Raw genomic sequence first — 14,613 nt, 5'->3', positions numbered from 1 at the left:
CCCTTACTCCGCCGCCGTGGCCATTGGGGGCGCAGGACAGGGTTGCACCTCGATCTCGGCCATCGCCGCCTTCAGCCGTGCAGCCATGACGCGCACATTCGGTTCAAGCACCATGCTGTCATGATCGCCCGGCACCTCCACCACCTGAAGCTGCCGCGCAAACCGCGTCAGATCATTGTCGCCAAAGACATATTCCTTGGCGGCAGAGACGAAGTTCCCCGCCGTAACCTTCCAGCGCCGGTCCAGCGGCGGGCGCATCAGCAGCGTCGCTCCCTGTCGCGGTTCCATCTGATAGGCCGGCAAGGCCGCGCGGAAGGCGGCCTCGATCGCGGAATTGTGGAAGCTGGTCGCATCCTCCTCGGCCGCCCCGCCTGCCCGCTTGGCCTTTTCCCAGGCCCAGCGGTTCCGCGCCCATTCGGCCAGATAGCCCGGCCCCTTCTCGCGCAGCTCGGCCAACTTGATCAATGCCTTGTCGCGGCGATTGAGCACAGGCCGCATCGGCAAGGGTGTGTCGAGCAGCACCAGAAGCGAGACGGTTTCCCCCGCCGCCTCAAGCTGCCGCGCCATTTCCCAGGCGATCAGCCCGCCGCCCGAGAAACCGCCCAGAAGGTAGGGGCCCTGCGGCTGCACCTGCCGCACCTCTGTCAGATAGTCGCGCGCGGCGTCGGGGAAATTGTCATGCGGCCTGTCCTCGCCGTATAGCCCGCGCGCCTGCAGGCCGTAGAAGGGCCGGTCGCCGCCCAGAAGCTGTGCAAGATGACGCAGGTTCAGCACATTGCCGAACATGCCGGCGACCAGGAAGAAGGGCTGCTTCGGCCCGCCCTCGCCGCGATGCATCGGCACCAGATGGGTGAACCGCCGCTGCGGCGCCGGGCTGGTTGCAACTGTCTGCGGGCCTGCCGTCTCGCCGGGGGCATCTGTCAGGCGCTGTCCGGTCGCCTCGGCGATCAGCGCCGCACAGGCGGCGACGGTCGGGGCTTCGAACAGGACCGAGATCGGGAAATCGACCTTGAAGGCCTTTTTCACCATGGCGAAAAGCCGCACGGCGATCAGGCTGTGGCCGCCAAGGTCAAAGAAGGAATCCTCTACCCCCACCTGTCCCACGCCCAGAAGATCCTGCCAGAAGCCGACCAGCGCCTTCTCGATATCGTTGCGCGGCGCCAGGTAATCGCTGTCCAGATCGGGGCGTTCGAAACTTTGCCCCTTGTCGCGCTGAACCTCTTGCGCGGCGGCCTGGCGCACCAGCGCCGGCAGGTCGAGCGAGGAGACACAGACCTGCGGCCGACCCAGGGCCAGCGCCCGGCCCAGCGCCTCGGCACCTTCCTCGGGGCGGATGCCCTGACGGAAGGCCGCAAGCAGGCGTTCCTCGGCGGGCGAAGGCGCGCGTGCCACATCGTCCTCGAAGCGGATGCTGCGCGGATCCGGCAGCGGCAGGGCAAGCGCGCCGTCCAGCCGCAAAAGCGTGAAGCCCGCAATTTCGGCACAGACCTCGCCCTCGGGCGTGGCCAGGGTGATGTCGAACATCGCCGTCTGTCGGTCTGCCGCATTGGGCGCGGCATTGCGGACATGGCTGACCAACTCGGCTGGCAACGGGCGATAAAGCCGCAGGCTGCCATAGCGCAGGGGTACCCAGAGATGATCGTCGCGATAGCCCCGGATCAAGCCCATCGCCCAACCCGTGGCAATGTCTGCCAGCGCCGGGTGAACCAGCCATTCTGCCGCCTCGGACGTGAAGGCCGCGGGAAGCGCGAGCCGGGCCAGCCCTTCATCTTCAGAAAGCGCGATTTCGTTCAACACACGCCAGCGCGGGCCGAAACGCAGGTGCCGTTCCTGGGCGGTGACCATGCCCGCTTCGCGGCGCGGCGCGCGCAAGCGGGCAGCGATCGCGGGCAGGTCAAGCCGCGGCGGTGACCCGGTCAATGGCAGGAGACGCGCGGTGGCATGGGGAAGCCAGCCCTTGCGCCCCCGCAGCGTGACCTGCGATTCCACCTCGAACCCATAGCCCTCATCGCTGCGCACAAGGCGCACGCGGATCGGGCGGCTTTCGCCCTCGTCCACGTCCAAAGCCCGGAAGAAAGTCAGATCGGCAATCTCGACCGCGCCGGTCTCACCCTGCGCGGCCCAGGCCTCGGCGGCCAGTTCCAGATAGCCAGTGCCGGGGATCAGCGCCGTGCCCTCGGCCGTGCGGTGCCCGTCCAGCACCCAGCGCCCGGTGTCATAGCGCGCCAGGAACACCCGGTCGCCCTGCGCATCGAACCCGGCCTCGTCCAGCATCGGCCTGTCAATCGGCAGCCGCGGCGTCTCTGGCCGCCCGGCGCGGTCGGCCAGGCTTTCCGCCGCCATGCCGACTCCCTGCCAGATGCCCCAGTTCAACGCCACGACCCGCGTCCGCCCGCCCGCCCGCGACTGCGCCCAAGCGTTCAGATATTCGTTCGCGGCAACGTAATCGACCTGCCCCGCAGGTCCGGTGACGGTCGAGGTCGAGGCGAAGGCCAGAATCAGCCCGACCGAGCCATCCGGGAACAGCCGGTCCAGCACCTGCGTGCCATGCAGCTTGGGAGCAAAGACCTCTTCCGCAGAAGCCGGGGTCTTGGTCACCAGCGGCCCGTCATCGACCACACCCGCCGCATGGATCACCGCCGCGACCGGGCCAAAACGCGCCACGCCCGCATCGCGCGCGGCGGTCATTTCATCGGGATTGGCAACATCGGCGCGGGTCACCAACACCTCGCCCCCCAGCGCCTCAAGCCGTTGCAGCGCCAGGATGCGGCGCGAGACCGGATCACCCGGCGCATGGGCGGCCAGATGGCGCGGCCACAGCGTGCGGTCCGGCAGGGCACTGCGGGCGATCAGGGTGATCTTCACGCCATGGCGGCGGATCAGGTCTTCGGCCACGGTCAGGCCGATGCCGCCGAACCCGCCAGTGATCAGCACATGCGCGCCTTGCGGCAAATCGGCCCGCGCCTCGGGCAAGGCCACCTGACGCAACCCGGCCTCATAGCGGCGGCCCTTGCGCAGGGCCGCGCGGGCCGCGCCTTCGGCAAGCGCCTCTTCCAGAGCCGCCGCGGCGCCTTCACTCGCGGAAAGGTCAGGCTCAAGGTCCAAGGACGACAGGACCAGCCCGGGCAATTCCTTGCCCGCCACCAGAACCGGCCCCTGCACCATCGCCTTTTCCGGCCAGAACAGGTTTTCCTCGCGCAGCCGCGCCGCGCCATTGGTCAGCGCCACCAGCTTGACCGGCAGCGGCAACCCTTCATCCGCCATGGCCTGGATCAGGAACAGCAGCGACCAGAATCCCTGTTCCAGATTGCGATGCAGGAAGCTTGATCCCGGGCGGTAGTTTTCGCCCTTCGTCACCAGCCAGCCATGGAGAATGCGCTGCGGCGCCAGCCCGCGCGCGATCAAATCGGCGACCAGAAGATCATACCCCTCGCGCCCCCGCTCGGGCGCCAGCACATATCCACCCTCGCCGTCACGGGCGAATCTGTCCCCCGCCCGAACGGTCACCACCCGATGTCCCGAAGCGCGCAAAAGCCGGGTGGCCTCGGCAACTAGGCCCGTCGAATCGGCAAAGACCAGCCAAGTTTCGGGCGCGGCCTCGGTCAGATCGGCCAGATCGAACCCCGCCGCCGCGGGCTTCCAATGCGGCGCCCAGCCCCAATCGGTGATCTCGGCCAGACGCTCGGGCGCGGGGGCCTCTTGCGGCGCGGCGGCAGCGGCGGCTTCGATGAAGTAATCCTTGCGTTGGAAGGCATAGCTCGGCAACGGCACCCGGCGCCGCCGCGCCCCGCCCCAGATCGGCGCCCAGTCGACATTGACGCCGCAGGCCCAGAGCCGCGCGATGCTGGCCATGTGCCATTCGTCATCGGCCATCGCCTGATCAGGGTGGCGCAGCGCCGGGACCACCTGCCTCGAGGCCACGCCATTGGCCTGCGCCAGCGATGACAGCGCCCGGCCCGGACCCATTTCCAGAAAGACCCGCCCCGGCACGTCGGTCAGCGCCGCCATGCAGGCGCGGAAATTCACCGTATTGCGCAGATGCGCGACCCAATAGGCGGGATCGGTCGCCTCGACCGCCGTCAGGGGCGCGCCGCTGCGGTTCGAGATCACTGGCAGGCGCGGCGCAGACAGAGGGATGCTGCGAAGATAGGAATCGAACTTCGTCAGGATCGGTTCCAGCATCCGGCTATGCGCCGCGATGTCGATGGCGATGCGCTGGGTTTCAACCCCGCGCGCCGTCAGATCATCGGCCAGCGCCAAAAGTGCCGCATCCGGCCCCGAGACGACGCACAGCCCCGGCGCATTGACCGAGGCCATGTCCAGATCGCCGGTCAGAAGAGGGCGCAGCTCGGCCTCGTCCATCGGGACCGACAGCATCCCGCCCGGCGCGATCGTGTCGAACAGCCGCCCGCGCAAGAGGACAAGTCCGATGCAATCCTCGAAACCCATCACGCCCGCCAGACAGACCGCCGTATTCTCGCCCATGGAATGGCCGACCAGCGCGGAGGGCGAAACACCCCAGCTTTGATACAGCTTCGCCAGCGCATATTCGGTGATCATGATCAGCGGCAATTGCACCGAGGGGCGTTTCAACGCCTGATCCGCCGCCGCCTCCTTCCCCTTGGCGGGCAGCCACAGCGCGCGGATGTCATGGTCGATCTGCGGTTCCAGCACCGCCAGTCCTCGATCCATCCAGTCGGCGAAGACGGGCTCGGTCTCATACAGGTCGCGCGCCATGCCGGCATATTGCGCGCCGCCGCCGGGGAACATGAAGACGACCTCGGGGGCCGCGCCCAAATGGTCATGGTTGAAAACCCGGCGCGGATCGGCCCCTTCCAGAAGCGCCGCCGCCTGCGCCGCATCGCGGGCGACGAGCACCCGGCGCTTGTCAAAGGCGCGGCGGCCCTCTTTCAAAGTGTAGGCCACATCGGCCAGCGGCAGATCGGGATGCGCACGCAGATGGGCTGCCAGCCGAACCGCCTGCGCGTCCAGTGCCGCCTTGCTGCGCGCCGACAGGACCAGCGGCTGGAACGGCCAGTCGCTTTCCTCGGACGCCGGGGCCGCAGGCGCCTCCTGCAGCACGGCATGGGCATTCGTCCCGCCCACGCCCAGCGAATTCACCCCGGCCCGCAGCACCGGCGCGGTCCAGTCGGTCAGCCGGTCATTCACCCGGAAGGGCGATGTCTCGAAATCGATCGACGGATTGGGCGCCTCGTACCCCAGCGAGGGCGGCAATTGCCGATGATGCAGCGACAACGCCACCTTGATCAGGCTTGCCACCCCGGCGGCGGTATCGAGATGGCCGATATTCGTCTTCACACTGCCGATGCGGCAGCTGCCCACGGCATCCGTCGTCTCGCGGAAGGCCTGGGTCAGTGCTGCAACCTCGATCGGGTCGCCCAGATAGGTGCCGGTGCCGTGACATTCGACATAGGAAACGCTGCCCGCATCGACGTCGGCCAGCATCTGCGCCTCGGCCACGCAGGCGGCCTGCCCGTCGACCGAGGGTGCCAGATAGCCGGCCTTGGCAGCGCCGTCATTGTTGATCGCACTGGCCTTGAGGATGGCCCAGATATGGTCGCCATCGCGGATCGCATCCTTCGCCCGGCGCAGCACCACACAGCCCGCGCCGCTGCCAAAGACTGTGCCCTGCGCGCGATGGTCGAAGGCGTGGCATTGGCCATCGGGCGACAGGATCTCACCCTCGGTGAACAGATAGCCCCGCCCATGCGGCAGCTCGATCGTCACGCCGCCCGCCAGCGCCATGTCGCATTCGCCCGACAAAAGCGCCTGCGCAGCGTAATGCACCGCCACCAGCGAGGTGGAACAGGCCGTCTGCACATTCACGCTCGGCCCCTTCAGGTCGAGGATATGGCTGACGCGGGTCGAGAGGAAATCCTTGTCATTGCCGGTATGGCGCAGCAGGAACATGCCGGTCTGATCCACCAGATCGCGGTTCGAGCAAAGGTTAAAATAGAAATAGCTGCCCATGCCGCAGCCTGCCCAGACGCCGATGGCGCCGGGAAAACCCTCGGGCGGGTGGCCCGCATTTTCCAGAGCCTCCCAGGCCACTTCCAGAAAGGCGCGATGCTGCGGATCAAGGATCGCGGCTTCCTTGGGCGAAAAGCCGAAGAACTCGGCATCAAAGCCCTTGAACCCGTCCAGAACAGCCGCCGCCGGGACGTAGTTCGGACGACGCATCTGGGCGGGGTTTTCGCCATTCGCCAGAAGCTCGGCCTCGGAAAGCTGGCGGATCGACGCGATTCCGTCGCGCAGGTTCTGCCAATAAGTCGTGATGTCCGGCGCGCCGGGCAAATGCGCGGCCATGCCGACAATCGCAATGTCGGTCTCGGCCACATCTGCATTCGCATCGGCCCCACCGATGCCCTGCTTCGCCGTCTGGTTCACAAGCTACCCACTTTCACACCGTCTCGCCAGACCAGGACCTGGTCGGAAGAGTCTCGTCTGCCAACCGCCAGACCTGTTGAATTTACGGCAAATGCCGCACCTGCGATACCCCGCGCCGAGGCGCAGGCCGATCTTGCTGGGCAGGGCGACAATGCCACGGAATTGCCACATTGTTGCCACTTTTTCAGGCAGAACATGGCCGAAATGCGGTGAAAGCCGCTACCAGAAGCCTGCGCCGGCCCCCCGTGCCATGCGGATTTGCGCGCCCAGATAGACAATAAGATCAAAGCCGAACCCCAAGGTCGTCACTCCGGCCCGCCGCAAGGCGCCCGGCCGTGTCAGCCGCTTGACCAGGAAATGCACCGGCACATAGCCGAAGGGCAGGCGCGGCAGGCGGGCGCGCAGCACGCCGGGCAGCCAGGCCTCATCTGCCGCCGCAAGGCGCAGGGCGGACGCGCGGGTCTCGGGCGGCAGGCTGCGCAGATAATCGAAAAGGCATAGGTTGATGGCGCTGCCGATGACGATCCGCTCCTGATGGCGGATCAGGCCGCGCAGCGTGGTTTCCGAACCATAGACGTGGAACACGCCCTCTGCCCCGTCGATCCGGGTCAGATCCTCAGGCGTGGTCAGGCCATCTGTCAGCACCATGGCGCGCAGAAACCCGTCCTCGACGGGCAAGCCGACCGGCAGGTGGAACGCGCGGGCGCGCATGGAAGGCATGGCGTAAAGCTGGCCGCAGATCGCGGTCTTCCAGTCGTCCAGACCACCCGCTGCCTTGAGCGCCAGGCGCGGCACCAGCCCCTTTGCCCCGCGCAAGGCGAGATCCTTGACCGGCTGGCTGTTCAACACCCAAAGCCCGGGCCGCGCCAGAAGGCCCATGATCAGCCGGGCCAGCATGTCGGGTTCGGTCCATTCGATATCGGCATCGGCGAAGACCAACGCCTCTGCATCGGGGCGCGAAAGATCATGCACGAAGCGGTTCCAGGTCCGGCTCTTGCCGCCTTCGGGCAGATCGGCCACCTCGGCTCCCGCCGCCGCCGCGCGCAGGGCCGTGTCATCCCGGCAGCCATTGGCCAGTACAAGGACACGCAGGTCGATGCCCGCCGCCACGCAATGCTGCGCCTGCGCCAGACTTGCCGCGACCATGGCCGGGATTCCCACCGCCTCGTTATGGGCAAAGATGCCAAGATCGACCTGCCGCATCAGATCACCGTCCTGCGCGGACGCGGCAAATCTTCCCCCCCTGCCGGGACCTGCCCCGTCTTGCGGGCGCGGGCCAACGCCTCGGCATGGCCAAGTACCGCGCCCCCGATCAGCCAGGTCAGCGGCACAAGCGTGGCATTCGGCAGCAGGTCGACCAGGTTGAAAGCGAAGATCAACGACAGCGCCGCCGCATAAGGCGAGATCGCCGCCGCCCCACGCGCCAGCGCCTCACGCGCCAGCAGCCCTACCGGCAAGGCCAGCAGCCCGAATTCCGCCAGATAGCCCAGCCAACCATAGGTCCCGATCTGGATGACCCAAGCACCGTCGGGAATTGTCGCAATCTCGCCGGTCGTCGGATCGTGCAACAGGTTACGCGCATAGCCGCCCCAACCGAACCACGGTCGCTCGGCGGCGCGGGCCAGCAATTCCTCTTCGTTGAAGATGCGGAAGGCCAGCGAGCCGGCCCGATCGGCGGACAGGCCCTTGAAGAAACCCACGATCGTTTCGACAGGCACAAGATGCGCCCCGCGCAGCAGCGGATAGGCCAGGACCACCGCCACCGCCAGCACCGCCGCGGCCGCCTGCACCCGGGGAGAAGCGAAGAAGAGCAGCGGCAACAAGACCATCGCATAGGCCAGCGGTCCAAAGCTCTTACAGAGCACCAGCATCATTCCCAGCCAGAGAAAAACTACAAGCTGGCGCGGCCGTGCCTCGGCCGGCCCTTCGCGCAAGAAGACGGCGGCAGCGGCCAAGGCCATGAGCGCAAAGAAGGCGACCCAAAGGCCATGCGGCAGAAAGACGAACGGGCGGAAGCCGCCGAACCGCATCGCCTGGGCGAAGTCATGCTGGAAATAGCCGTAGAGCCAGAGATTAAACTGCGGCGAAAGCCGCACTTCCAGCAGCATGGGCAGCGAGTAGATCAGCCCGCCAAGGACCAGCGCCTGCATAAGCGCGCGCAGCGCCTGTGGTGTCGCAAGGTCGCGTCGCGCGAGATAGAGCGGCAGGATGTACAGAAGATGGTTCGCCACGGCGGCAATGCTGTCATAAATGTGCATCCCGGGAATGTAGGCCACACCCATGATCACCGGATCGCCATTGGTCAGCACAGTGAAGAAAGGCGAGAGGAGGAACATCCCCATCAGCACCCGCCCGATCCCGCCATCCGGCCAGATCGACAGCCGCTGCTTCAGCATCAGAACCGTCACGACCAGCGCCGAAAGCGCAGGCAGCGTGTCCTTATCGATATCCGGCACCACGGGGAGGTCAAAGCGCAGCAGGGGCGGTAGGAAAAGATAGCCCCCCAGCACCGACCAGATCAGCGCCCGGCCCGGATCAAGGCGGGTATAAAGCAACCAGACCACCAGCGGCCAACTCAGCAGCATGTAGATGGCGAAGAGCGTGGGCTGGATGTCGGACACGGGGCGAAATGACCAGAATCAGTAGGGCAGGGCGAAGAGGTGGCAGATTGCGCAATCGCGGCTCTGCGCCTGCCGCGGCCACCGTTAGCACGAATTGCCGGGTCACGGCCAGTTTCGCGCATTCGATTCCATGCCGGAAACATTCTGTTCTGCGTCGCGGGGGCTTCGTCGAAGCCCCTATCCCGTGCTAGAGATAGCGTCAGTTTCCCGTGTTCCCGCCTGTTCCAGGATTGTACCTCGTTGGATTTTTGTTTCTCCGATACCCGGATCGGCGTCACCCATGCCAATGGAACCGCGCTGCTCGATACCGTTGTCGCCCGGCTTGCCGCCCGTCAGGGCTTTGCCCTGGCAACCATCAACCTCGATCACCTCGTCAAGCTCTCGCATGACCCGGAGTTCCGCGCCGCCTATGCGGCGCAGGACATCGTCGTTGCCGATGGCAATCCGATCGTCTGGCTGTCACGGCTTGCGGGCCGCCCGGTCAATCTTCTGCCCGGCTCTGACCTTGTCCTTCCCCTGGCCCGCGCCGCCGCCTGGCTGGGCGTGCCGCTGTCGATGATCGGGGCCACTGCCGAAGCGCTTGACGGGGCGGCACGGCGTTTGCGGGACGAGGTCCCGCAGTTGAATATCGGCATCCTGCACGCACCCCCGATGGGCTTCGATCCGCAGGGCGAAGAGGCGCAAATCGTGCTTGCGCGGCTTGAGAGAATGGGACCCGGTCTGTGCTTCATCGCCCTGGGCGCCCCGAAGCAAGAGCGCTTCGCGATGCTTGGCCGCAGGCTGGCGCCCCAGACCGGCTTTGCCTCGGTCGGCGCCGGGGTCGAATTCCTGTCCGGTCACCAGAATCGGGCGCCTGACTGGATGCGCGCCCTGGCGATGGAATGGCTGTGGCGGGCCCTCAGGGCGCCCCAGCGCATGGCACCGCGCTACCTTGCCTGCCTGGCGATCCTGCCCGGTCAAGCCATGGCGGCGCTCCGGCAGCGGCACACGCAGCGCGGCGAGCGGGAAAGGGCCTAGCCCTTGTACTCGATCAGCCCGCGCCGACGCCCGCGAAGACGATTCAGCCAGTATCCGGCAACGCCCAGCGCTTCGGGCACCTTGCCCAGCACCGCGAATAGCGCCGCCGCAGGGTCGCCCCAGCGCAGGGCAAGTCGCAGCGCCTGCAGGGGCCAGGCCAGCAGGATCAGCCAGCCCAAGGGATGCAGAAAGCTGCCCGCCAGAAGCGCCAGAAGCGGCACCCCCAGCCCCCAGAGCACGGCGCGGCGCGTCTCGGCCACCCAATGCCGTTCGGGGCTTGCGCCATGAAGGGCCGCGCCCTCGGCAAAGGCATGTCCCGCGCGCTGCGTGCGACGCCACCACTGCGAGAAACGGGTCATCGCCGCATCGTGCAACGTCATCTCGGCATCCAATCGCCAGATCTCTCCGCCCGCGCGGCGAAGACGCAGGCACAACTCGGGCTCCTCGCCTGCGATCAGGTCCTCGCAATAACCGCCCACCTCCCGCAGCGCTCGGACGACCATCAGCGCGTCCCCGCCGCAGGCGCGTGCCGGCCCGACTGGCGTATCCCATTCCCGGTCGGCCAGCCGGTTCCACAGACTTGCTTCGGGATGGCGCTCGCGCCGTCTGCCGCAAAGGACAACGGCGGCCGGATGGGCGGCAAGCCCGGCAAGCGCGGCCGGGATCCATCCCGGCTGCACCTCGCAATCGCCATCGACGAACTGCACCAAATCTGCCTCGACCCGCGCCAGACCGGCATTGCGCGCCCGGGCGGCGGTGAAGGGCTGGCTCATATCCAGCTCGACCACGACGGCCCCGGCCGCCTGTGCCGCTGCGACCGAACCATCGCGCGATCCACTATCCACATAGATGATGCGTGCGACCTGCCCCTGCAGCGAGGCAAGGCAGGCCAGCAGACGGGCCCCTTCGTTGCGCCCGATCACCACGGCGTCGATGCTGGAAGAAGGGGAAGCGCCGGATCTGGACATGGCGCGATCCTAGGCGGGGAAGGACGCGGTTTCCACCCCTTCGCAATGGCGCGCAATGCGACGGAGTCTCTGGTAGCTTTGCACCGCAAAGCTTTCATTTCGCCAAACTTTCTGCTATCGCCAAGCGTACGGGTGGGGACCCGGACGGATCAGTGCGATGAAGACCGCCCCAGTGATCGGGCCGCGCTTCCGCACCCCTTTCGGACAGTAACCGCCTTTGGGCGGAATGCAGTACTCGACCGGCGGCCCCAAGGGTCCGTTGCCGCAACAAAGGCCCGCGACTGACATGAACCGACACATCATCTTGGGGGCCGAGGCACTTGATCCGCATGATAAGGGGCAAACCCTGATGCCGGGCAAGAAGGATGACGGAAAGGGCCGCGCCGAGACACGGCCGCGCCCCGGCCATGTGCCAGTCTTCCGTCAGGGTCAGGTCCTGCCAGCCCAGCCGATTACCCTTGACCAGAAGACCGGCCGCGAGATCCTGCCGCCCTCGCTTTCGCTGGCGACGCTCAATCCTGCGCGGATCTGGGAATCAATCACGCTTGCGATGCCGGAGCCCGGACTTCTGGCGCGAAACGGTCTGTTCTCAGAGATCGAACACCATCCCGCTGCCCCCGCCTTTGACATTCTGCGCACGCGGGTCGTCCAGGCCATGGCCCGCAACGGCTGGACGCGTCTTGCCGTGACCTCGCCCACCCGTGGCTGCGGAAAAAGCCTGGTCGCGGCCAATCTGGCGCTGGCACTGGCCCGGTTGCCGTCTTGCCGAACCGTGCTTGTCGACCTCGACTTGCGCGAACCCGATCTTGCCGATCGTTTCGGACTTGAGGGCATCGGTCCGCTTGTCGACTACCTGCGGGGCGAGCAGCCGATGGAAAGCCACTTCCGCCGCATCGGCAGCAATCTGGCTCTGGCCCTGAACGGCGCGCCGGTCGCCCGCGCGGCCGAGCTGATCCAGGACCCGGAATTCGCCATGGCGCTTGGAGCGGTGGCCGAACTGCTCCAGCCCGACATCGTGATCTTCGACACGCCACCTGTCTTGCCGTCGGACGAAGTCATCTCACTGACCGGTCAGGTCGATGCCGTACTTCTGGTGGTCGACGGCACCCAATCGACCGCGCAAGAGATCAAGGCCGCGGAAGACCTGCTGGAAGGCCAGTTTCCGCTTCTGGGCGTGGTAATGAACCGCGCGCAGGACCGCGCCCTGACCCGTAGCATGCCACGGCGGAGGCAGTGACATGGGCCAACTTCAGACCCTTGAGGATCTGCTCAGCTTCCTGACACGGCGTTGGTGGGTGATCCTGGCCATCATCATCCTGGGCTTTGCCCTGTCCGCGACGCTCGCGAAAATGCGGCCCGACATCTATGAGGCCACGGCCGTGATCCAGGCCCAGGGCGCCCAGATCGGACTGGAGGCCACCAATGGCGGTTCGGCCCAGATGCTACAAGCGATCGAACAGCGGCTCACCACGCGCGAGGCCCTGTTGGCGATGATTGCGCGCCAGGGGCTTTACGCTGATCTGCCCGCCCTTTCGGACGAAGAGCGCGCCGCGCTCTTGCGCGCCTCGATCCGTATCGAGGGCGTGGCCAGCGCCGGGAATCAGGCCTATGGCCAACCCGCGCAGATTTCCGCGATCATCGTCACTGCCCATGATCAGGACGCCGACAAAGCGGCCCGCATCGCCAATGATCTGGCGCAGAGCGTGCTTGATATGGCCGCGGCGGGGCAGATGGCGCGGGCACAGGATACTCTTGCCTTCTACCGGGAAGAAGAAACGCGGCTCAGCGGGCAGGTCGCCGCGTTGGATGGCGATATCGCGGCCTACAAGCAGACCAACAGTGACGCCCTGCCGGAAGGGGCCGATGCGCGGCGTGATGAGATCGCCAGCATCGAAGCGGATCTGCGGGATTTGGACCAGAAACTTGTCGCCTTGACCGAAGAGCAGCGGCAATTGTCATCCCGCACCGACCTGCGCGCAACCGAGCAGCGTCGGTTGCAGGAGCTGACCAGCCAGATCGCCGTTCTGGGCGAACAGCGGGCGACGATCATGGCGCGGCGCGATGTCTTGCAGGCCGCCGGCGCGCGCCAACCCGAGGTCGAGCGCGGCCTGGCCGGGCTTGAGCGCCAATTGGCGCTGGCCCAGGGCAGCCTTACCGCAGTGCAGACCCGCTTGGACGATGCTGAAACCGCTCTGCGTCTGGCCGAAAGACAGCAGGGCGACCGGCTTGCTCTTCTCGACCGCGCCGTGACACCCGGGCAGCCCACGGGCTCGGGCGGCAAGAAGCTGTTCATGGCGGGGGCAATCGGATCGGTCCTGCTGGCCCTTGTCTTTGCCCTTATCCTTGATCTGGCAAAGCCCGTGATACGCACCTCGGCCCAGCTTGAACGGCAACTCGGGCTGCGCGCAGTGATCGCCCTGCCGGATCTGGGCCTGCCGACAGCCAAGTCCCGGCGTGGCAGCCAACGCCCGGCCCGCGCGCACGGGTGATGCTGTATCCTTCATCCCGCTGAAGAAGCGGTGTCTCCCGGCGATAAGTCCGGGGCAAGGCGGGGCGCCTAGCAGCCAGTGCCCTGAAGCACGACCCGTACCGTCCGCCGCAGCACCCGTAGGTCGGTTGCCAAAGACAGATCGGCCTCATAGGCGGCGTCAAAGTCCGCACGCGCCTCGAAGGTGCTGCGGTTGCGATCGGTGATCTGCCAGTATCCGGTCACGCCGGGACGCATCCGGTAATAGGCGGCCCCCGGATAAAGCTCCCGCTGGCAGGGCATCATGGGGCGCGGGCCCACCAGGCTCATATCCCCTTTCAGCACGTTCCAAAGCTGCGGCAGCTCGTCCAGCGAACTGCGCCGCAACATGGTTCCGAAACGCGTGATTCGGGGATCGTTGCGCAGCTTCTGCGTCAGGTTCCATTCCGCCCGCGCCGCAGGGTTCGCGGCCAGATAGTCCTCCAGCCTTTGATCTGCCTGGCTGACCATGCTGCGCAGCTTCCACATCCGAAAGATGCGGCCGTTCCGTCCGACGCGCTGCTGGACATAGAAGGGTTTGCCACCGTCGCGCGCGACGACAAGGGCCAGCACAGCCACCGCCGGAACGACGACAGGGACGGCGGCCAGCACTGCGGTGACATCGATCATGCGCTTGAAAAATCTGCGATATATCCCGGCCGCCGCAGCGTCGGGGACCGGGGGTTCCGCAGGGGCCGTTGCCTGCACGACCTCCTTGCGAGGCAGAGGGCCCGCATCAATATCGCGGGTGAAGTCAGGAATACTGATCGTCATTGTAGATCTTCCGCGAACAATGCGCGCTCTTGGACTCTGTTCGCCATACCAACACCGCAGGCGCGCGACGGTTTCAGGAAAAAGGGAACGACAAATTTAGAAAGCATCTCTGGCACCCGATCTTTTCGCCGCCATGGCCCATTCTACTCACCCGCCCCATCAAGAAGCTACGGGATAAAACAAAAGAACTGCACAGAGACGCCACAATCTTGCCCTCATTGCTCTGCCGCAGACATAGTAGCTGCACAAGGGCAGTCACCCAGGTTGCAGATTGAGCAGTTGGGGGCAGCAGGCCGGGGAATCCTCCCGCGGCGATTCG

The 14,613-nt window shown here is 66.4% G+C and carries 8 protein-coding genes; 3 read left to right on the top strand and 5 right to left on the bottom strand.

From position 1 onward, the window contains the following. Positions 1-3 precede the first annotated feature (3 nt). The 3 genes from ACED67_RS05910 to ACED67_RS05900 all read right to left on the bottom strand — a co-directional run bounded on the left by ACED67_RS05910 (position 4) and on the right by ACED67_RS05900 (position 9,029). Positions 4-6,408: a type I polyketide synthase gene (locus ACED67_RS05910; protein ID WP_395540650.1), complete on the bottom strand. Its 6,405-nt coding sequence runs from the start codon at positions 6,406-6,408 to the stop codon at positions 4-6. A gap of 219 nt (positions 6,409-6,627) precedes the next feature. Beyond that, on the bottom strand, positions 6,628-7,611 hold the full coding sequence (locus ACED67_RS05905) for a glycosyltransferase family 2 protein (RefSeq protein WP_395540649.1): 984 nt from the start codon (positions 7,609-7,611) through the stop codon (positions 6,628-6,630). Beyond that, positions 7,611-9,029, bottom strand: coding sequence for a hypothetical protein (locus ACED67_RS05900; protein WP_395540648.1), 1,419 nt, complete (start codon positions 9,027-9,029; stop codon positions 7,611-7,613). The genes ACED67_RS05905 and ACED67_RS05900 overlap by 1 nt, the downstream gene beginning before the upstream one ends. Positions 9,030-9,269: 240 nt before the next feature. Here ACED67_RS05900 and ACED67_RS05895 point away from each other — a divergent pair, with 240 nt between their 5' ends. Then, complete coding sequence (locus ACED67_RS05895) at positions 9,270-10,046, top strand: WecB/TagA/CpsF family glycosyltransferase (protein ID WP_395540647.1); 777 nt, start codon at positions 9,270-9,272, stop codon at positions 10,044-10,046. Here ACED67_RS05895 and ACED67_RS05890 read toward each other — a convergent pair. Continuing rightward, positions 10,043-11,014 carry a glycosyltransferase family 2 protein gene (locus ACED67_RS05890; RefSeq protein WP_395540646.1) on the bottom strand — a complete coding sequence of 324 codons (972 nt, stop codon included), beginning with the start codon at positions 11,012-11,014 and terminating at the stop codon, positions 10,043-10,045. The genes ACED67_RS05895 and ACED67_RS05890 overlap by 4 nt on opposite strands. 286 nt (positions 11,015-11,300) lie before the next feature. On the opposite strand from ACED67_RS05890, the gene ACED67_RS05885 reads away from it, so the two are divergent. After that, the gene (locus ACED67_RS05885) at positions 11,301-12,251 is read left to right on the top strand and encodes a CpsD/CapB family tyrosine-protein kinase (protein WP_395540645.1); all 951 of its coding nucleotides are present in this window, start codon (positions 11,301-11,303) and stop codon (positions 12,249-12,251) included. A 1-nt stretch (position 12,252) separates the two neighbouring features. Continuing rightward, positions 12,253-13,503, top strand: coding sequence for a Wzz/FepE/Etk N-terminal domain-containing protein (locus ACED67_RS05880; protein WP_395540644.1), 1,251 nt, complete (start codon positions 12,253-12,255; stop codon positions 13,501-13,503). A 68-nt stretch (positions 13,504-13,571) separates the two neighbouring features. Here the strand turns inward: ACED67_RS05880 and ACED67_RS05875 are convergent, their stop codons facing one another. Further along, positions 13,572-14,294, bottom strand: a complete 723-nt coding sequence (locus ACED67_RS05875) for a sugar transferase (RefSeq protein WP_395540643.1) — start codon at positions 14,292-14,294, stop codon at positions 13,572-13,574. Positions 14,295-14,613: the final 319 nt, after the last annotated feature.

Source organism: Neotabrizicola paludis (assembly GCF_044142105.1).
GTDB lineage: Bacteria > Pseudomonadota > Alphaproteobacteria > Rhodobacterales > Rhodobacteraceae > Pseudogemmobacter.
Note: the sequence above shows the minus strand (reverse complement) of the source record. Positions and strands in the feature narration are given on the sequence as shown.